This window comes from Micavibrio sp. TMED2 (assembly GCA_002168225.1).
Lineage (GTDB): Bacteria > Pseudomonadota > Alphaproteobacteria > TMED2 > TMED2 > TMED2.
Map to the genome: position 1 here is coordinate 22,157 of NHBH01000001.1, position 19,599 is coordinate 41,755.

Consider the following 19,599-nt stretch of genomic DNA (forward strand, 5'->3'; position numbering starts at 1 on the left):
CTGACCGGTAAAGCAATGCAGCGGAATATCGCGTTTTCCAATCAACCCTATCAACCATCTGAATGATCATGACCGAAATTGACCTAGATCTCGCCCTGAATGCCCGTGCCTGGCCCTTTGAGGAAGCCCGCAAGCTGGCCAAGCGGTTTGAGAAGAACCCGCCGAAGAGCGGCAAGGTCCTGTTTGAAACCGGTTACGGTCCATCGGGTCTGCCGCATATCGGCACCTTCGGCGAAGTGGTTCGTACCACAATGGTGCGCCGTGCCTTCGAGCGCATCTCCGATCTGCCGACCAAGCTGATCTGCTTCTCCGATGACATGGATGGCCTGCGCAAGGTACCGGACAATGTGCCCAATCAGGACCTGCTGCGTCAGCACCTGAACAAGCCGCTGACCGTGGTGCCTGATCCGTTCGGCACCCATGACAGCTTCGGTCGCCATAACAATGCGCGTCTGCAGTCGTTCCTCGACCAGTTCGGTTTCGAGTATGATTTCTACTCCTCCACCGACTGCTACAAGAGCGGCATGTTCGATGACGCCCTGCGTCGGGCACTTGAATGCTATGACGAGATCATGGGCGTGATGCTACCGAGCCTTGGGCCGGAGCGACGGGAGACCTATTCGATCTTCCTGCCGATCTCACCAACCACCGGTGAGGTTCTGCAGGTGCCGATGCTGGAAACCAATCCGTCTGCTGGCACCATCGTCTTTGAAGATGTCGACGGCAAAAAAGTCGAGCTGCCGGTCACCGGCGGCAAGGTGAAAATGCAGTGGAAGCCCGACTGGGCGATGCGCTGGTATGCCCTCGGCATCGACTACGAAATGTCCGGTAAGGACCTGATCGAGAGCGTGCGCCTGTCGAGCAAAATCACCCGCGTCATGGGTGCCAAACCACCGGAAACCCTCAGCTATGAGTTGTTCCTCGATGCGCAGGGCCAGAAGATTTCAAAATCGAAAGGCAATGGCCTCTCGGTCGAGGAATGGCTGCGCTATGCCCCGGATGAGAGCCTTGCGCTCTATATGTTCCAGAAGCCGAAACAGGCAAAACGCCTGCATTTCGATGTGATCCCGAAAGCGGTCGATGAATATCTCACCTTCTGTGAGAAATTCCCGGAAGAGCCTGCGGACAAACAGATCGAAAACCCGGTCTGGCACATTCATAACGGTAACCCGCCAAAGACCAGCAATCATCTGAGCTTTGCCATCCTGCTCAACCTCGCCTCCGTGGTGAATGCCGAGGAGAAAGGCGTACTCTGGGGCTTCATCACCCGCTATGCACCCGAGGCAACGCCGGAAACCGCACCGTTCCTTGATCGGCTGGCCGAATATGCCGTCACCTATTATCAGGACTTCGTGAAGCCCGAGAAAGCCTATCGTGCGCCTGATGAGAAGGAACGGGCGGCACTTGCCGATCTGGTGAAAACGCTGGACGAACTGCCTGCCGATGCCTCGGCCGAGGACATCCAGACCGCGATCTATTCGATCGGCAAGGACCACGGGTTCGAGAACCTGCGTGACTGGTTCAAGGCGCTGTATCAGACCCTGCTCGGTCAGGATCAGGGCCCGCGCTTTGGTTCTTTTGTCGCACTCTACGGCATCAAGGAAACCAAAGCCCTGATAAATCAGGCGCTTGCCGGTGAATTGACCGCAACCGTACCCGCCTGATCCGACCGCTTCTGCATCGGAAAATTGGAACGCCGTCCCCGGTCTGTCCGTTGATTTCATGACACTTGAATCAACCGGACAGATCGGAGGATGTTCCCATGCCTAGTATCACCAATGCCAAAGTCCTGATTATGGCTGCCAACGGCTTCGAGCAATCGGAGTTGGAAGTGCCGCGGGATACGCTCGCTAAAGCCGGGGCAGATGTTAAAATCGCCACCCCGGATGGTGAGGATGTCACCGGCTGGGATACGAACGATTGGGGCAACAAGGTTGCCAGCGATCTTGCGATTGCCAAGGTCAAGGTCGATGATTTCGACGTGCTGGTTCTGCCCGGCGGCCAGATAAACCCCGACCTGCTGCGCGTCAATGATGATGCGTTGGAAGTCATCACCGAATTCAGCGCCCAGAACAAACCGATCGCCGCCATCTGTCACGGCCCGTGGCTGCTGATTGAGGCCAAGCTGATCGATGGCGTGACCGCCACTTCCTATAAATCCATCCGAACGGATATGGAGAATGCCGGTGCCCGTTGGCGGGACGAAGAGGTCGTGTTCGACCGAGGCATCATCACCAGCCGAAATCCCGATGACCTTGATGCGTTTTGCAAGACCATCGTCAAGGCGGTCGAGCATCCGGCACCGATGGAAACCGTGAGCAATGCTGCCCAGGAAGGCGACGATGCGCGTATGTTGCCCGCTTAAAAGACAACAATAACCAACCCAAAGGGAGACATTTTATGTCCAGAACCGAAGCACTCGCACCCGATACATGGGTTCTCGTCGCCGATGGCGAAAAGGCTCTGTTCCTGCGCAATCAGGGTGATGAGGAAGCACCGTTCTTCAGCGTGGTGAAAAAGGAAGAGATTGATAATCCGCCAACACGCGAACAGGCCGCCAACCACCCCGGCCGTTTCAATGACGGCCCATCGGCCCACCGTTCAGCGGTCGACGATACTGACTGGCACCAGCTGGAAAAGGAACGCTTTGCCGATGATCTCGCAGCCCAGCTGTACAAGATGGCGCACAAGCGCCGCTTCAACCGGCTGATCATTGCAGCAGCGCCGGAAGTGCTCGGCAATCTCCGTCCGCAACTGCACAAGGAAGTGCAGGCCTGTCTCGTGGCAGAAATCAGCAAGGACTTCACCAACCATCCGCTTGATGAGGTCGAACGCCTGATCGTCAAATCACTGCATTGATCATGTGCTTGTGATTATTGCTGATAGGCAATCGCCGTCAGCAAACCAACCGCCACAAGGTCCTCGACAAACCGGGCCTCTGTGGCGGTTCGTATGTCATGACCAGCCATCATGCCCGCGCGCCGGGCATAGGCTTTCATGAAGGTCGCACTGGTCTGTCCGCGACCGGTTTTTGATGCCAACCGCAACTGGTCGACAACATCGACCGCATCGCGGCCCTCAAAAATCTCACCATCCCGGTCCTGATAGCGGATCATGACCACCCACCCGGCACTGGCTGCCTTGTTCGGGGGCCGCGGGGAATACCGGCCAGCATCGGCGATACCTTGCCCTCATAGTGCTGAACTACGCCGATATAATGATCGCGGGTTTTCGGTCCGGGCAGGGAAATCAATCGCTTCAGCAGCGGATCCTGCACTCGTGGCCCATCATCCTCGACCTCTTCCCACGCCTCCAGTGGATCGGTGATACCGTCATTGACCGCCAGCAGTTCCGGGCTGTCGACAGAATGGTCGACAAAGGCCTGGGTCAGACGCACCCAGTGCTCGACTTCCTCTTCCTCAAGCGTGCCCTCATGTTGTCGGAACTCGACCGTGCCGTGCTTGATAAACGCATCCACGTTCATTTTCAGCTCATGGGTCTGGTTCACGCCGGGGAACAGCTGGTTGGAAATATCCTCGACGGTTTCCGCCTCTTCCAATTCCTCGACCAGAGCCTCGATATCAACATCGCGGCGGGTGGACATGGCGTGTGAGTTTTCATCACCCCGCCGATCCTGCTGTACCAGTCGGTCAAAGGCAGGCTCGGTCAGGTAGTAATTGACCATCAGACGCCGCCAATCCTCCATTTCCAGATCATCGGCCTCATGATGCACATGCAGCCCGGTCTGAAAATTGGTGGTAAAGCCGGTGTCCTTAAGCAGGCGAGTGACGTTGAGCAGCTTTTTCAAATCACGCTCCCCGGCAAGGATCGGCGAGACGATCTCAACACCCTCGAAATCGACACAGGAACCACCAAGGGTTTCATCATCCTTGACGATCCAGACATCCGGCCCAACCGAGCGGGGATTGGCCTTTGCCTCATCTTCAGTCATGGCCGGGATACCGTTCTGGCGCAACAGTGTGGCAACCTTGTCAAACCGGGTCGTTCCGCGCGGCAGTTTGCTCGGACAGAACGGCAGAATGACTTCCAGTTCGACACCAAAACGGCGTTGTGAGAGCGACATGATCAAGCACTTTAGTCCACGCCCGGATTTCAGGCGTTTTAAATATAACAAACCCGACTATCGCGCCTGTGCATGAAAACCCATAACGATAGTTCATCCGCCTGACGATTTTCCGGCTCACGCAAAGCTGTAGCGACGCTCGGCAAAGTCCCAGAATGCCTCCGCTGCCGCCGACCGCATGGCACCATGATGGCGGGCGACAGTGATCTGACGCGGCATCTCCGGCGCCAGTGGCAGAACCTTCACATTACCCGGCAGCGGCGGCAGGGCCATTTCCGCCATGATCGACAGCCCCAGCCCGGCACCGACCAGCGCCAGTATTGAGGTGATCTGCAACACCGCATGATCGATGCGCGGCTCAAGGATATTGGAGCGGGCAAACCAGTCACGGATCAACGGCTCGCTGCCGCCCTTGCTCATGATAAACGGCTGCTCCTGAAATAATGCCGCATCAATGGCCTGCTCACGGGCATAGGCACTGGCGGTCGGCACCAGCGCCACCAACCGGTCCGATGGCATGGCGATATTCTCGAACTCTTCGCCCTGCGCCTCGATCATCACGGCGAAGTCAACCAGATCGGCGCGCAAGGCCGCCATGATATCCACATTCGGCGCTTCCATGATGGTGACCCCGATTTGCGGGTGCAGTTTGCGGAAATCCTGCAGCATGGCCGGCAATACCCGGGTCGAGGCAGAGGCACCAAACGAGCCCATGCGGATCAGCCCGGACTGGTGACGTCGCCGCGCATCGATGTCATCCAGCACCTCGCGCAACATGGCTGCCGAACGGTCGGCATAGCGCGCCAGAATCTCCCCCTCCACCGTCAACCGCAATGGCCGCGTTCCCCGGCGCAGCAGGGTCACACCGAGGTTCCGTTCCTCCGCCGCAATCGCCTTGCTGACCGCTGGCTGGCTGATGCCGAGCAACTGCGCCGCCTGGGTCAGACTGCCGGTATCCTCGATATGGCGCAGGGCATTCAGCGCGGTTGAGACATGGGCATTGTCAGGCATCAGCGGCTCGTTATCGACGTGGTTATCAATGAACCGGCACAATTATAACCCAAGGTTATTGGTATATGCATTTTTATTCTGAGAACCTTGCGTCAAGAGAGGCTCACGGGAGCCGCTATCCATAGTCACCACCCGGATTGCTGGACCGCTGTCAGATGACCGACCCGTTCATGATGTTCTTACCGGAGCTGTTACTGATCCTGCTTGGCGGGCTTGCCCGCAACTGGGTCAAGTGGGATACCTGGCGCGACATCAACCGGCTCAGCTACCGGATATTCTTCCCGGCCCTGCTGTTCCATGCCGCATCGGGCCACGCCATTTCGGCGTCCGACGTCTTGACCATTGGCCTTGCTGTCTGGGCATTGCTCGGTATCGGCTTCATACTCGGACTGCTGACGCGGTCACTGGGACCGGAGAAGTTCCTCGACTTCGCCGGCATTTGGCAGACCTCATGGCGGTTCAATTCTGCGCTCGCCTTTGTGGTCATGACCTCATTGCCACCGGCCTCCGCCGCCCTCATGTCGGCTGCCATCGGAGTCGGCGTGCCCATGGCCAATCTGCTCGCGGTCGGCGTGCTGTCCCATGGCACGGGCAAGGGGCATCTGGGCACGCTCAAGCTGGTCGCCATGAACCCGTTCCTGCTCGCCAGCATGGCGGGGCTGATCGTGTCCATGTCCGGTATCACCCTGCCAACTGTGCCAATGCAGACCATCGGCAAACTTGCCGGGATTGCAGTACCGCTGGCGCTGCTGTCACTGGGTGCAAATATGGATTGGCGCGCACTGCATCGCCTCGGCGGGATCGAGGTGGCGCTCAACACGATCAAGCTGATCGCGCTGCCACTGGCGGCCCTGATTATCGGCTATGTCTGTAATCTGCCGAAGGAATATACCATCGTGCTTGTTGCCTTCGCCGCCCTGCCGACCGCAACGGTTGCGCATATCATGGCTTCCGTCTTCGGTGCCGACAGTGGGCGGGTCTCCACGATTACAGCACAATCCACCATGCTGGGACTGATGACCCTGCCCTGCTGGATATTCCTGGCACAGCTCTAGCTAACCCATGCAAGGCTCAGCGACGTTCGCGGCTCTGGAAGTAACGCTTACTCAGAAAGCGGTTTGATGTCGCCTCGCGCTGGGAGCGCAGCCGGTTATTGTTGCGCCGTTGCTCGGCATCAATGTGGTTGCGGAGTTGGTTCTGCGCTGATGAGTTGCCGCTGGTGCGGGCGCGTGTCTGGTCGCGATATACCTCACGCCGATTGATCTGATAGCGCTCGCGCTGCAAATCCATGCGGTGGCGGTTCTCGTCTATCGACTGCTCATGCTGACGCCGGATATCTTCCTGAACATCTTCCATACGCTGGCGCAGGTCCTCACGCCGCTGTTCGCTTTCCTCGCGCAATCTCCGCTGCTGCTGCAGCTGATTCTCCCGTGCGGCGCGTGAACTCTCGATTGCCCGGCGCTGCTCTATCTGCTGCCGATTCAGCTGCTGCAGCTGCGGGTCGCGCCCGTCATGGGTCGGTATCCGCGACTGCGCATGCGCCAGCATTGGCAGGGCCAGCAATACAGACAGCGCCACCGCCGGTATCAGTCCGGGTCGTGAAAAACATAAACGTCTCATGACTATTGATATGGGCAGACAGGTGAGAATTTCACCCATCCCCACCGGATTGTGATCCGCGCGCAAACCGTAAGAGGTTACTTCTCGTCCTCATCGACGGCGATAGCATCGAGGATCAGCGGGTCTTCCTCGGCAGTGACGATGCGTTGATTGTGCCAGCGATCCACATTGCGCAGGTTCTTCACCAGAATGCCCATAACCGCCTGAATGAAGGAGGAGGATTCCTTCATGTGATCCCGGAACGTCATGCCGGAAACCAGCATCAGCTCGCAATCCTGCAGCGTTCGGGCCGAGGCCATGCGCGGCTCGCCGTCAACCAGCGCCATTTCGCCGAACAGTTCGCCTTTGCCAACCGTACCGATGACAATTTTGCCCTGGGGACGTTCCTGAAAAATCTCCACCCGGCCGGAACGCACGACATAGAGATAATCCCCGACATCGCCTTCGCTGAAGATCAGTGTGCCCGCCGGATAGAACTGGCGGTTCATCACTTTGCCGGTGTCTTTTGCATATCCTTGCATGGGCAATACATTCTGTTTGTTGCTGAGGCACATTTTTATGCCTACGCCAAGAGTTTGCAAATCCTATTCCACATTAGGCCGCTACTTGGACACAACCTGCGGTTGCCAGTCCTCACCGGCACTACCCTGCACGCCCCGTGCCTCCAGAACATAGAAGCGCAGCCCTTCGGTCAGCTTGCGCAGCTCCGGGTCCTTCATGCTCCGCGCGGCGGACAACCGGCGACGATGGGCCCGGATCGCCCGCATGAAACGGGCGATCATTTGTTCGCGTATCTGTTCCCGAACCGACAGCCCGTCTTCCCCGAGGCCATAGCGGCGGGCAATATCGGTCGTGACAGGTTCTTTGTGAAGCTCACCACAGATAGGAATTATATCTTCAATCTTGGGCACCATGCAGACTCTCCGGATGCAAAAGGTAACCCTAGCAATTATAGGATTATTTTCACAATAACTTTTTATCTGCAGGGAATTACTGGCTGGCCCAGAGGATACGCGCCATCCACTCCACATCATCGATGTTGAAGCATGGGTTATCATGATCCGGGTTGATGCTCTTCAGCTCGATCTTGGTGGCGGTCTGGCGCACCAGTTCCTTGGCCATCACCTCACCGCCCTTGGTTTTCAGCACCACACGGTCACCGCGCCGCACACTCGCCGCCGGTGAGATAATCAGAATGTCGCCGGGCCCGAAGGCCGGTTCCATGCTCTGGCCACTGACCTCGAGAGCATAGGCGTTTTCATCATTGATATTGGGCGCTTCAACCAAGTCCCAGCCTGCCCCGGCAGGAAATCCGCCATCATCGAAAAAGCCCTGCTGACCAGCCTCGGCAAACCCGATCAGGGGGATCTGCTGGCGGGCGGTCTGGCGCTGCTCGATCAGCCCGACCAGTTCCTCAAGCGTGGCACCGGTCGCCTCCAGAATCTTGGCGAGACTTTCGGTCGATGGCCAACGCGCCTTGCCGGACGGGGTCTGGCGTTTGGATTTGTTGAAGGTGGTTGGATCAAGCCCAGCCTTACGGGCGAGGCCGGATGGTGTCAGGCCCCGACTGTCGGCTAGCCGGTCAATACCGCGCCATATGTCGGCATGCTTCATCATAAGAATATTTTCTCATACATTAGCGCGAAATCATATAGGTATATAATCCTAATTTATTCTTGACACCGCAATCACACAAAGACATAAGGGTATATATTCCTATAACGAGAGACGCAATGACAGCCTGTCCCATCCCCCAGAATAGCCCCGCCCCACGATACCGCACCGGACCGCAACCAGAAGAGCATGTGGAAACTCCAACAGAAATCCCAGCAGAGACCATGGCCTTCACTGATGTAGAGGCCGCCTGGTTCTGGTTCATTACCGCCTATGAAGCCCGCCACAGCGGCGCGAAGATCGTCGCCGGGATCGGCAGCCTGCCCCGCCCCTGCGAACCGCTCGATATTCTGCGCGTGGTTGACCGGCTGTACCGCCAGCGACGCCTGTTCATCGACCATCTTCGTGTACTCAACTTTTACGGCAAACGCGGCAGCCCACCGGACCCGCGCCGTCCAAAGGAACAGAAGGCCTATACCATCTGGCATGATGCGCTCGCCCGGATCGAACCGGCGCTGCAGAGCAAGGGCATCCTCCAGTGACCGCCGACAGCCAGCCATCTACAGCGCCAGTTCCAATGCCAGCACAGGAGAGAATATTCATCCTGTTCACCGGCAAGACCGAACTGCGCTGGCTGCACTGGCTGCAGCCCGGATTCCGGCACTGCTTTGCCCTGCTGCCACGGGACCGGCAATGGCTGCTGATCGATCCGCTGGCCGGGCATCTGCAGATCGAAACCCTCGCCCTGCCGAGCCATCTCGACCTGCCGGGCTGGTACCGCGATCAGGGCTATACGGTCATCGAGACCAGCGCCAGCAAGCCGGTACGACAGGCCCCACCCGGCATCTTCACCTGTGTTGAGGCGATCAAGCGCCTGATCGGCCTCCACGCCCCACTGATCCTGACCCCGCATCAGCTCTACCGGCATTTGTCTTCCCGACCATCATTCCCCGCACCACAGAGATAGGAGCACCCATGGGCAGCCTGTTTTCCAGTTCCCGACCACAGATTGTCGAGCTAGTCGCCCCGACACCGGCACCGCAACTGCCACCGCAACAACCGGTGATCGAGCCATTGCCACCGGTGATGCCAACCCCACCGGCACGGCCCGCACCGATACTGGCACCCCTGCCGCCACCGACCCCGCAGCCACTGCCGCGCCTGCCGCAGAAGTCGCTCCAGGACCGGATTGCCGAGCTTGAACAGCGCCAGTCATCCGCTGCACCTCGACCGCAAACCGCCCCCACCCAACCGCCCTCCACTCAACCATCAGCCCCCGCGCCAAGCACCGGCAACAGCAACAGCAGTGAGGACACCGCGAGCGACCCGGACAGTGCACAGGTTGCCGGGCTGCTCGACCGGCGCCGCAGCCGGTTCGGCACCATCCTGACCGGATCGACAGGCGTGCTGGCGCTCAATGATCTGGTCCCCACCCGCCGCACCCTGCTCGGGGAGTGATGCCCATGCAGAACCTCATAAACAGTACCGACACCGGCATGACCGACGACCCGGATCAGACCGCGAGCCGGGCCAAGGCACTCAAGGCACAGTTCGACGCTGCCCTGTCCCGCCGCCAGCATTGGGAGAGCCACTGGCAGGAATGCTATGACCTGACCCTGCCGCAACGCGCCGGGTTCGGCGATACCAGCTCTGCCGGTGGCCGCCTGCATGACGACGTCTATGACGGCACCGCCGCCGATGCGGTGGACCAACTGGCGGCCAGCCTGCTCGCCAACCTGACGCCACCATGGTCGCGCTGGTTCGGCCTCGTCCCCGGCCCCGATCTCGACGAGGCCGCCGCCGAGCGCATCAGCCCAGTGCTGGCCAAAATCTCCACCAAGCTGCAGGCGCATTTCGACCGGTCAAACTTCGCTGTGGAAATGCACCAGTGCTATCTCGATCTCGTCACCGGCGGCACGGCCTGCCTCGGGCTTGAACCGGAACAGCCGGGCGAAATGTCGGCCTTCCGCTTCACCGCGGTACCGCTCGCCGACATCGTGCTCGACGAGGGGCCGACCGGTCGGCTCGATGTTACCTTCCGCCGCCTGCAACTGACCGCCGAACAGTTCCGCAACCGGTTCCCCGACCAGCCCCTGCCGGATGAGCTGCAGAATGACAAGACCGGCACCGCCAAGGTCACGGTCATCGAAGCGGTGATCCCGGACGGCCCCGCCTATCGCCACGACATCATCATGAGCGAGGGCAGCCAAAACAGCGACCCGATGCTGCTCGCCAGCAAGCGACAGGCGGAAAGTCCGTTCATCAATTTCCGCTGGCTGAAGGCACCGGGGGAGACCTATGGCCGCTCGCCGGTGATGAAGGCCCTGCCGGATATCAAGACCGCAAACAAGGTGGTGGAGCTGATCCTGAAGAACGCCTCCATCGCCGTCACCGGCATCTGGCAGGCGGAAGATGACGGCGTCCTCAACCCGGCCACGGTCGAGCTGGTACCGGGGGCGATCATCCCGAAGGCAGTCGGCTCCGGCGGCCTGTCGCCACTGGATATGCCAGGCCGCTTTGATGTGTCCCAGCTGGTGCTCGACGATCTGCGCGGTCGAATCCGGCACAGCCTGCTGATCGACCGTATGGCGGCGATCAGCAACCGCACCATGACCACGACCGAAGTGGTCGAACGCTCGGCCGAGATGGCACGGATACTGGGTGCCACCTATGGCCGGTTGCAATCGGAGCTGCTGACCCCGCTGGTGCTGCGTGCGGTCGACATTCTGCGCAAACGCGGCGAGGTACCGGATATCCCGATTGACGGGCGCATGGTCAGCCTCGACCACCGCTCGCCACTGGCACAGGCGCAGGCCCAGCGTGAGGTACAGACCACGCTCAGCTGGCTGGAAGCGGCCAGTGCGCTCGGCCCCGATGCCCAGCGCGTTGTCGACAGCGCCGCCGCCGCCCGCTGGCTCGGCAAGACCCTCGGTGTACCGCCCGAGCTGATGCGCGACACCCCGGCACCAATATCGCCACCAGTGTTCCCACCAAGGCCACCGGGTCCGCACCCTGTGCCACCAGCGACAGGCCCATTACCCCCGACTGAATTATCCCCCATTGAACCATTCCCGTCCTCAGCCACCACCCAAAGGAGTGCTTGAAGCCCATGTCTGAGAATCTTTTGACCATCGACCAGCAAACCGCCACCGGCCTGCCGAGCGGCTATATCCCCACCGAACCGCAGGCCATCGACGAGACCGCGCCTGATCCCATCCTGCCGGGCAATGCCCCGCCGCCGGGCGTTCCGGCCAAGTTCTGGGATGCGGAGAAAGGCGAAATCCGTGTCGAGGCGCTGCTCAAATCCTATCAGGAGCTGGAGCGCAAACTCTCCGCCACCAGCCGCTATCGCGCACCGGCCAGCATTGATGAATATGCGATCACGGTACCCAACGGCCTGTTCGAAGCCGATCCGCAAATCAACCAGCGCCTGTTCAGCGCCGGGTTCAGCCCGGAACAGGCACAGCTCGTCTATGATATGGCAGCGGAATATCTGCTGCCACTGATCAGCGAGATGGCAACCGAGCTGGAAGCCGAGCGCGAGTTGGAACGCCTCGTCGAGCGGTTCGGCGGCGAAGCCAAATGGCGTGAGGTCTCGCGTCAATTGCTCGCCTGGGCCGACAAGGAACTGCCCAAACCGGTCGTCGCGGCCCTGTCCTCGACCGAGGCCGGCATCCTCGCCATGTATCAGATGATGCAGGGTGAAGGCAGCGGCCCGATTGCCGCCCGCCCGAATGCCAGCACCGGACCGGGCGAGGCACAGGATCTGGATGCCATGATTCGCGATCCGCGCTACTGGCGCGACAAGGACCCGGCCTTCATCAATCAGGTGACTCAGGGATTCCAGCGCCGATACGGCAACTGATCCGGGAATCGCTCCCTGATCCGCTCCACCCAACACGGCACAACCCGCGTCACGGCACCTGTGGCGCGGGTTGTGGCCCATACAGGCCCATGCCCCTATATCTGGTGGCACCAAAACCCCACACCACCGAAACAAATCCCCTATATATTGTATTCACAGTTTTCCCCACCCCTCGGGAAAACTCTTCAATGCGGCGGAAATGCCCCAAAAACGGGTAGTTTTTGCTCATGCATTTGCGCAACGGTGTGCATAACGAAACACACTATATGGGGTGTTAATATGTTTTTTGGATACTATATATTGACCATATCAATCACGTCATGATAGCTCTCCTGAACGTTCTGAGAGCCAGCGTGAGCGCAGGTTTCGACATAGAGCGGTTTTTACAGAAAACCGGGCTAACGAGCGCATAGATACAAGATATTGTGTTTTGCAGGCCGTTGGCATGTTCCAAGACGAGGATACCAGAATGACCATCACCGTTTATTCGAAACCAGCATGCGTTCAGTGCACCGCGACAACCCGTGCGCTTGATGCCAAAGGTATCAGCTACCAGGTAGTTGATCTGACGGAAGATGCCGCCGCCATGACCAAGGTTTCAGAGCTTGGCTACCGTCAGGCCCCTGTCGTGGTCGCCGGTGAAGAGCACTGGGCCGGTTTCCGTCCCGACATGATCGGCCGCTTGGACTAAGCCGTCTGGACTGATACGTCTGGATTGATAGCCGGAAAGACAGAGAAGAAAGATGGGTGGGCTCGTATATTATTCCTCGCAATCGGGAAATACCGTTCGGTTTGTCGAACGGCTGAGCCTGCCCGCCATGCGGATTCCGATATCGCCATCAGAACCGATGCCGGAACCGACCGAACCATATATCCTGATCTGCCCATCCTATGCTGATGGTCAAGGTCGTGGCGCTGTAGCCAAGCAAGTCATCCACTTTCTCAATGATCCCAAACGACGCGCCGGTTTGCGCGGGGTAATTGCCAGTGGCAATCGAAACTTCGGCGAACTGTTTGCCTGCGCCGGTGATGTTATCACCAAGAAATGTGACGTTCCTGTGCTCTATCGGTTTGAGCTTGCGGGAACAGATGCTGATATTCGCAACGTCAAAATTGGATTAGAGAAATTCTGGAGGCATGAATGCTCGATGACAGCTTAACGGAAACGCTGGATTACCATGGCCTGAATGCCATGCTGAATCTCTATGATGAGAACGGCAAAATCCGCTTCGATGCGGACCGTAAAGCCGCCAGACAGTATTTTCTCCAGCATGTGAACCAGAACACCGTGTTCTTTCACAGCCTGGACGAGAAGCTGGGCTATCTCGTCGATGAGGATTATTACGACGCTGCGGTTCTTGGTCTCTATGACAAGAAGTTCCTGCACCGTATCTGGGACGAGGCCTATGCCAAGAAGTTCCGCTTCCCGACCTTCCTCGGCGCGTTCAAATATTACACCGCCTATACGCTGAAGACCCGCGACGGCAAACGCTATCTTGAGCGTTATGAGGATCGCGTGGTCATGGTTGCCCTGACCCTCGCCAATGGCGACAAGAACCTCGCCATGCGCTTCATGGAAGAGATCCTGTCCGGTCGTTTCCAGCCAGCCACCCCGACCTTCCTCAATGCCGGCAAGAAAAGCCGCGGCGAGCTGATCTCCTGCTTCCTGCTCCGTCTCGAAGACAACATGGAGAGCATCGGTCGCTCCATCAACTCGGCCCTGCAGCTGTCCAAGCGCGGTGGCGGTGTTGCCCTGCTGCTGACCAATCTCCGGGAATCCGGTGCGCCGATCAAGGGCATCGAAAACCAGTCTTCCGGTGTCATTCCGGTAATGAAGCTGCTCGAAGACAGCTTCTCCTATGCCAATCAGCTGGGTGCGCGTCAGGGTGCCGGTGCGGTCTATCTGAATGCCCACCACCCGGACATCATGAAGTTTCTCGACACCAAGCGCGAGAATGCCGACGAGAAAATCCGTATCAAGACCCTGTCACTGGGCGTCGTGATCCCGGATGTGACCTTCGAGCTGGCCAAGCGCAACGAGGATATGTACCTGTTCTCGCCCTATGATGTTGAGCGCATCTACGGCATGCCATTCTCCGAAATCTCGGTCACCGAGAAATATGCGGAAATGGTCGATGACAAGCGTATCCGCAAGACCAAGATCAACGCCCGCGACTTCTTCCAGACCATTGCCGAAATCCAGTTCGAGAGCGGTTATCCGTACATCATGTTCGAGGACACGGTGAACAAGGCCAACCCTGTTGCCGGTCGGATCAACATGTCCAACCTGTGCTCGGAAATCCTGCAGGTCAACGAAGCGTCAACCTTCCATGACAACCTGAATTACGACCATACCGGCACCGATATCTCCTGTAATCTAGGCTCGCTGAATATCGCCAAGACCATGGATAGCCCGAACCTCGGCCTGACCGTCGAGACCGCGGTTCGTGCGCTCACCGCCGTATCGGAAATGTCGGCCATCGACTCTGTGCCGTCAATCCGTCGCGGCAATGATGAAGCCCACGCCATCGGCCTCGGCCAGATGAACCTGCATGGCTTCCTCGCCCGTGAGCATATCCACTACGGCAGCCCGGAAGGGGTCGAGTTTACCAGCGTCTACTTTGCGACTGTGCTGTACCACGCCCTGCGCGCCTCAAACGCACTGGCCCGTGAGAAGAAACATAAATTCGCCGGTTTCGACGATTCCAAATATGCCGATGGCAGCTTCTTTGACAAATATACCAATCGTGACTGGCTGCCGACCATGCCGGACGTGGAGCGTCTGTTCAAAGATATCAACCTGCCGACCCGCGATGACTGGGCCGAGCTGCGCGACAATGTCATGAAGCACGGGCTGTACAACCGCAATCTGCAGGCCGTACCGCCAACCGGTTCGATCAGCTACATCAACAACTCAACCTCTTCCATCCACCCGATCGTCTCCAAGATCGAGATCCGGAAGGAAGGTGCGATCGGTCGGGTTTATTACCCTGCACCGTTCATGAACAACGAGAATCTCGAATATTACCGGGATGCCTATGAGATCGGTCCGGAAGGTCTGATTGATACCTATGCGGCGGCCACCGAGCACGTGGATCAGGGCCTGTCCCTGACCCTGTTCTTCCCGGCCGAGGCAACCACCCGGGACATCAACCGCGCCCAGATCTATGCCTGGAAGCGTGGCATCAAGACAATCTACTACATACGCCTGCGCCAGGCTGCCCTTGAGGGCACCGAGGTTCAGGGCTGTGTTTCCTGCTCGCTGTGAGGTAAAGAACAATGGATGGCCTGAATGTAGACCCGTCAATGACAATGACACCCAAAGCGATCAACTGGAACCGCTTGCAGGATGACAAGGACCTTGAGGTCTGGAACCGTCTGACCGCGAATTTCTGGTTGCCGGAGAAGGTGCCACTGTCGAATGACATTCCATCATGGGCGACCTTGCGTCCCCATGAACAGCAACTGACGATCCGCGTCTTTACCGGACTGACCCTGCTGGACACGATCCAGAACGCCATCGGCGCACCATCCATGATGCCCGACGCGATCACCCCACATGAGGAAGCGGTGCTGTCCAACATCGCCTTCATGGAAGCGGTGCACGCACGCTCCTACTCCTCGATCTTCTCGACCCTGTGCTCGACCAAGGAAGTGGACGAGGCATTCCGCTGGTCCGAAGAGAACCCGCATCTGCAGGCGAAGGCTCGCACGGTTCTCAAGGATTACGCACCGGGCGCCGATCCGCTGAAGCGCAAGATCGCTTCCGTATTCCTCGAAAGCTTCCTGTTCTATTCCGGCTTCTACCTGCCAATGTACTGGTCAAGCCGGGCCAAGCTGACGAACACTGCCGACCTGATCCGCCTGATCATCCGTGACGAAGCGGTGCATGGCTATTACATCGGCTACAAGTTCCAGCGCGGTCTCGAGAAGCGCAATGAAGCCGAGCGCATGATGCTCAAGGATTATGCCTTTGGCCTGATGTTCGAGCTTTATGAGATCGAGGCGAAATACACCGAGGAGCTGTATGACGAGCTTGGCCTGAGCGAAGACGTCAAAGCCTTCCTGCATTACAACGCCAACAAGGCGCTGCAGAATCTCGGCTATGAAGCGCTGTTCCCGGAAGAGGCATGCCAGGTCAACCCGGCTGTTCTCGCCGCCCTGTCACCGGACAGTGAGAACCACGACTTCTTCTCCGGCTCCGGCTCGTCCTATGTGATCGGCAAGGCCGTCGCTACCGAGGATGATGACTGGGACTTCTGATCGGTCGATCAGAGAAACGGTATTCTCAAATCCCGCGTCGCATTGCAGCCGGCGCGGGATTTTTGTTGAGCCATTCGGTCAGTTCCGAAAGCTCGGCAATATGCGGCAGGCCGTAGCGGTTGTCGTCCTTGCCAACAATCAGCGCATGCCATCCGGCCTTCTTGGCCGCGCGTCCGTCACGTTCGGGATTGTCGCCCACATGCAGGATCTGTGAGCCGGGGATTTTCAGCTCGGACGCTACATGCTGATAGAGGCCGCCTTCCTTGCATAAGCCGGTCTGGCTGCTGGTTTTCAGATGCGTCACCAGCGGTGCCATGCCGAGCAGCTCCAGCGCATGTTGCTGGGCATCGGTCGGCCCCTCGGTGACGACGAGCGTGGTCAGTCCGGCATCATTGGCAGCGACAAGCGCTTCTTTCGCGCCCGGCAGCGGCGTCATATTGGCATCAAGGGCATCCTGATAGATGTCGAGGCAGTTCTCGGTGTCATGCAGGCCGACGATGGAGAAATGCTGCAGCAGGGCATCAAAGCGCGACCGGCGATATTCCCGTGCCGGTTTGTCCTCGGTGAAATGCAGGGACTGGGCATTGGCCAGAATATCGGCATAGGCGCTGTGCAGGCTCTCCGGCGAGCGACCATATTCCTCGGCGATATAGACATAGACCGCATCCATCGCCGCACTCGCCGCATTGCGATAGGCATGGAGCGTATCATCGAGATCGAAGCTGATGGCTTTTAGTGACTGGCAATCCAGCCGGGTCAGAAAATCTTGCATTAACTTACTTACCAACCTGCTTACCGGACCAATCCCGCTATCCGGGACTGGCAAGAAACCAACGCTGTTATCAGGCTGGCCTCAGGTCCAGCGTCGCGCGGGCCGTGGCTGTCTGTTTCTGCGGCAATGCCCTGATCGGTTCGGCACTGGCGCGTCGCTGACGATAAGCCTGCAGACGGCACTCACTGTCAAGTCGCTGGAACAGATCACCCAGCTCATCATCGAGTTTCTGCGCCTGCTCCGCGCTCAGCTTACCATGGCCCGGCACGCTCGCCTTGATCTCATTGTGCTGCTTGACCGTAGTGAACAGACCCTTGGGGTTCTGGTGGACATAGATGTCGCGCTCACGCGGGTTGGCATAGACGAACTTCTCGCCAAAGCTCTCATTGTCATAATTCAGCATCTTGGGATCAAAGGGCATATCCCAGTGCTTGCACATGCCCTCGAATACCATCTGCTGGTTGTCGCGGCTTTCGACCATCATGTCATAGGTCACAATCGGCGTGCCGGGCACGACCGATTTAGCATGATCATACATGCGCGCGACATTGCGATAGGCGGTGATAAAGGCGTCGATATCGTCCCAGCCCTTGGCGAGCCAGCTGTCGAAAGCCGCCTTCGGCTCACGGATCAGGAAGACCGGTTTGGTCTGACGGATCGCGTCATCATCGGGAAAGACCGGGAAGTTGCATTCATTGAGTTCGGGTGTGCCGGTTGCCAGATCATTGCCGACCTCTTCCTTCGAGATCACAACCTTGTGCTGCTGTGCCATGGCATTGGCATAGATCGGATGGGCATTATCGGCCCAGGGGCCGTTGAACACGCTGTGATCAGGCTCGAACTCTCGGGGTGTGCCGCGCGGGCCGGTACGCTTGCCCATCTTGCCCATCAGGGTCAGACGGCTGGTCACGCCGACATCCGGGTGCTCGGCCAGCACACACATGGTCATGGTTGACCCGCTGCGCGGCAAGGCAACAACCATGCGCAGATCCGGTGTCGGATCGATGGCTGTCGCACCTTCCCTTAAACTGCGGATATGTTCCATGTGGCTGCCTGTATAACCTTTATTACAGTTTCAGGATAGCCGGGCTGACGGAAAGCAAACATTAAAGATTTGTTGTGTTTTTATTCAACAATCTCAAACACTTGAACCCGTCAGCCTGATTGACAATTTCACCTGAAATTCACTATGGCGCAGGCGCATCCAGCTTCGGTGCAGCACCCGGACGCGGCGTCGGCTTGCGATCATCGCTGAACACTGCATCGGGGTTCAGGCCAGCAGCTTCCAGAGCCGACCGTTGGGCCGGGTTGTTGCGCATCTCATTGAGCGTGAACGTCAAACCGCGCTTCAGTTGACCGGCCGTGATCCGCTCACCGGGATTGTAGCCTTCCATCAGCTCGGCATAGAGCTTGTCAGCCGCAACCATGGTCTGCACCGGATCATCCTTCTGGCCCGCAATCAGGGCACGGGTACGGATCACCTTGTCCTTCATCGCCAGCATGTAGTGAAGGTCGATCTTCTTGACGTCACGGATGGCAGCAAGCGTCTCGGACAACTCGCCCGATGCCCGCTCCGGCTTCTCCATGGCGTTCAGTTGACGCTCAGCCTTGTCCGCGAGGCGGGTATGGTTGAACTGCTGCATCGCCAGACGCGGCAGCTGGGCCAGACGGTCACGGGCGTCCTGACGCTCCTTGTTGTCTTGTCCAAGACCAAGCCAGGTTTTGCCACCGCGGAGCTTGCCGAGGATTTCCGGCTGGGCCGCGACCTGTTTGGCCGCTTCCATATAGCCGACACCGCGCTCATCATCGATGAGCTTGAACCAGGCGTCACTCGCAGCCTCACCATCCTCATAACAGAACTGAACGGTCCAACGCATGTCACGCTTGGCACTATGGGCACGCATCCGGTTATCGGCACTCTGGCGCGAAACAACACCACGGCGGGCGATCTGGTCGCGCCACTGCTCGGCAAGATCAAGCCGCTCCGGTGTCAGGTAAGTCGCCAGCCATTTGGCACGCTCTTCAAGAATTTCGAGCGCTTCCTGACGACCGCGCAGGCTGTGCATGGTCGAAGATGCGCCGGTGATCGCCAGCCCACCCATGGTCTGCTGCAGATTGTCTTCCTCATGCAGGGCCGGCTTGTCGCGCTCGGCCATACGCTGCAGATCGACGAGATGCGCCTTGAGCTGGTCTTCCGCCATATAGGGAAGCGGGTCGCGCCAGCCGGGCATGGCATCGGCGCCGCGTTCACGCTTGTTCCCCATCACCGACAAACGCTCCAGCAGGGCCTGATAGGGACCGGGGGAACCATCGTAACGATAGGGATGCATAAACGGGTTACTCCTTGTTTTCAGGTACGGAAAAAGCAGG

23 protein-coding genes are annotated in these 19,599 nt (G+C 58.6%); 13 read left to right on the top strand and 10 right to left on the bottom strand.

Annotated elements, in window-relative coordinates; genetic code table 11:
- Positions 1-68: 68 nt before the first annotated feature.
- The 3 genes from CBB62_00105 (at position 69) to CBB62_00115 (ending at position 2,859) form a co-directional block, all read left to right on the top strand.
- Positions 69-1,664: a lysine--tRNA ligase gene (locus CBB62_00105; GenBank protein ID OUT42556.1), complete on the top strand. Its 1,596-nt coding sequence runs from the start codon at positions 69-71 to the stop codon at positions 1,662-1,664.
- A 98-nt stretch (positions 1,665-1,762) separates the two neighbouring features.
- Positions 1,763-2,365, top strand: coding sequence for a protease (locus CBB62_00110; GenBank protein OUT40815.1), 603 nt, complete (start codon positions 1,763-1,765; stop codon positions 2,363-2,365).
- A gap of 35 nt (positions 2,366-2,400) precedes the next feature.
- Positions 2,401-2,859 (top strand): Host attachment protein, encoded by a 459-nt coding sequence (locus tag CBB62_00115; protein ID OUT40816.1) that lies wholly within the window; start codon positions 2,401-2,403, stop codon positions 2,857-2,859.
- A 14-nt stretch (positions 2,860-2,873) separates the two neighbouring features.
- On the opposite strand, the gene CBB62_00120 is transcribed toward CBB62_00115, so the two are convergent.
- From CBB62_00120 to CBB62_00130, 3 genes are all read right to left on the bottom strand, one after another.
- Entirely contained in the window at positions 2,874-3,116 is a 243-nt protein-coding gene (locus CBB62_00120; GenBank protein OUT40817.1) for a hypothetical protein, read from the bottom strand.
- Entirely contained in the window at positions 3,113-4,084 is a 972-nt protein-coding gene (locus CBB62_00125) for a hypothetical protein (protein ID OUT40818.1), read from the bottom strand. Before CBB62_00125 ends, CBB62_00120 begins: the two co-directional genes overlap by 4 nt.
- A 117-nt stretch (positions 4,085-4,201) precedes the next feature.
- Positions 4,202-5,137 (bottom strand): hypothetical protein, encoded by a 936-nt coding sequence (locus tag CBB62_00130; protein OUT40819.1) that lies wholly within the window; start codon positions 5,135-5,137, stop codon positions 4,202-4,204.
- 113 nt (positions 5,138-5,250) lie between these two features.
- Between CBB62_00130 and CBB62_00135 the strand changes: the two genes are divergently transcribed.
- Positions 5,251-6,150, top strand: a complete 900-nt coding sequence (locus tag CBB62_00135; GenBank protein ID OUT40820.1) for a hypothetical protein — start codon at positions 5,251-5,253, stop codon at positions 6,148-6,150.
- A 16-nt stretch (positions 6,151-6,166) separates the two neighbouring features.
- On the opposite strand, the gene CBB62_00140 is transcribed toward CBB62_00135, so the two are convergent.
- The 4 genes from CBB62_00140 to CBB62_00155 all read right to left on the bottom strand — a co-directional run bounded on the left by CBB62_00140 (position 6,167) and on the right by CBB62_00155 (position 8,332).
- Positions 6,167-6,658 (bottom strand): hypothetical protein, encoded by a 492-nt coding sequence (locus CBB62_00140; GenBank protein ID OUT40821.1) that lies wholly within the window; start codon positions 6,656-6,658, stop codon positions 6,167-6,169.
- 134 nt (positions 6,659-6,792) lie between these two features.
- Positions 6,793-7,269: a hypothetical protein gene (locus CBB62_00145; protein ID OUT40822.1), complete on the bottom strand. Its 477-nt coding sequence runs from the start codon at positions 7,267-7,269 to the stop codon at positions 6,793-6,795.
- Positions 7,270-7,317: 48 nt separating this feature from the next.
- Positions 7,318-7,629 carry a hypothetical protein gene (locus CBB62_00150; protein OUT40823.1) on the bottom strand — a complete coding sequence of 104 codons (312 nt, stop codon included), beginning with the start codon at positions 7,627-7,629 and terminating at the stop codon, positions 7,318-7,320.
- Positions 7,630-7,705: 76 nt separating this feature from the next.
- A complete protein-coding gene (locus CBB62_00155) occupies positions 7,706-8,332 on the bottom strand; it encodes a DNA-binding protein (GenBank protein ID OUT40824.1) in 627 nt (208 codons plus the stop codon).
- A 221-nt stretch (positions 8,333-8,553) separates the two neighbouring features.
- Here CBB62_00155 and CBB62_00160 point away from each other — a divergent pair, with 221 nt between their 5' ends.
- The 9 genes from CBB62_00160 to CBB62_00200 all read left to right on the top strand — a co-directional run bounded on the left by CBB62_00160 (position 8,554) and on the right by CBB62_00200 (position 16,457).
- Positions 8,554-8,871, top strand: a complete 318-nt coding sequence (locus CBB62_00160; protein OUT40825.1) for a hypothetical protein — start codon at positions 8,554-8,556, stop codon at positions 8,869-8,871.
- A 35-nt stretch (positions 8,872-8,906) separates the two neighbouring features.
- A complete protein-coding gene (locus CBB62_00165) occupies positions 8,907-9,296 on the top strand; it encodes a hypothetical protein (GenBank protein ID OUT40826.1) in 390 nt (129 codons plus the stop codon).
- An 8-nt stretch (positions 9,297-9,304) separates the two neighbouring features.
- Positions 9,305-9,787, top strand: a complete 483-nt coding sequence (locus tag CBB62_00170; GenBank protein OUT40827.1) for a hypothetical protein — start codon at positions 9,305-9,307, stop codon at positions 9,785-9,787.
- 38 nt (positions 9,788-9,825) lie between these two features.
- The gene (locus tag CBB62_00175) at positions 9,826-11,433 is read left to right on the top strand and encodes a phage tail protein (protein OUT42557.1); all 1,608 of its coding nucleotides are present in this window, start codon (positions 9,826-9,828) and stop codon (positions 11,431-11,433) included.
- Between the two features lie 86 nt (positions 11,434-11,519).
- Positions 11,520-12,194 carry a hypothetical protein gene (locus CBB62_00180; GenBank protein ID OUT42558.1) on the top strand — a complete coding sequence of 225 codons (675 nt, stop codon included), beginning with the start codon at positions 11,520-11,522 and terminating at the stop codon, positions 12,192-12,194.
- 469 nt (positions 12,195-12,663) lie between these two features.
- On the top strand, positions 12,664-12,885 hold the full coding sequence (locus CBB62_00185) for an NrdH-redoxin (protein ID OUT42559.1): 222 nt from the start codon (positions 12,664-12,666) through the stop codon (positions 12,883-12,885).
- A gap of 52 nt (positions 12,886-12,937) precedes the next feature.
- Positions 12,938-13,354 (top strand): class Ib ribonucleoside-diphosphate reductase assembly flavoprotein NrdI, encoded by a 417-nt coding sequence (locus tag CBB62_00190; protein OUT40828.1) that lies wholly within the window; start codon positions 12,938-12,940, stop codon positions 13,352-13,354.
- Positions 13,336-15,462 (top strand): ribonucleotide-diphosphate reductase subunit alpha, encoded by a 2,127-nt coding sequence (locus tag CBB62_00195; protein ID OUT40829.1) that lies wholly within the window; start codon positions 13,336-13,338, stop codon positions 15,460-15,462. Before CBB62_00190 ends, CBB62_00195 begins: the two co-directional genes overlap by 19 nt.
- A gap of 11 nt (positions 15,463-15,473) precedes the next feature.
- Positions 15,474-16,457, top strand: a complete 984-nt coding sequence (locus CBB62_00200) for a class 1b ribonucleoside-diphosphate reductase subunit beta (GenBank protein OUT40830.1) — start codon at positions 15,474-15,476, stop codon at positions 16,455-16,457.
- Positions 16,458-16,482: 25 nt separating this feature from the next.
- On the opposite strand, the gene CBB62_00205 is transcribed toward CBB62_00200, so the two are convergent.
- From CBB62_00205 to CBB62_00215, 3 genes are all read right to left on the bottom strand, one after another.
- Positions 16,483-17,229, bottom strand: coding sequence for a hypothetical protein (locus tag CBB62_00205; protein ID OUT40831.1), 747 nt, complete (start codon positions 17,227-17,229; stop codon positions 16,483-16,485).
- A gap of 70 nt (positions 17,230-17,299) precedes the next feature.
- On the bottom strand, positions 17,300-18,274 hold the full coding sequence (locus tag CBB62_00210; GenBank protein OUT40832.1) for a hypothetical protein: 975 nt from the start codon (positions 18,272-18,274) through the stop codon (positions 17,300-17,302).
- Positions 18,275-18,416: 142 nt separating this feature from the next.
- A complete protein-coding gene (locus CBB62_00215; GenBank protein ID OUT40833.1) occupies positions 18,417-19,559 on the bottom strand; it encodes a hypothetical protein in 1,143 nt (380 codons plus the stop codon).
- Between the last annotated feature and the right edge of the window lie 40 nt (positions 19,560-19,599).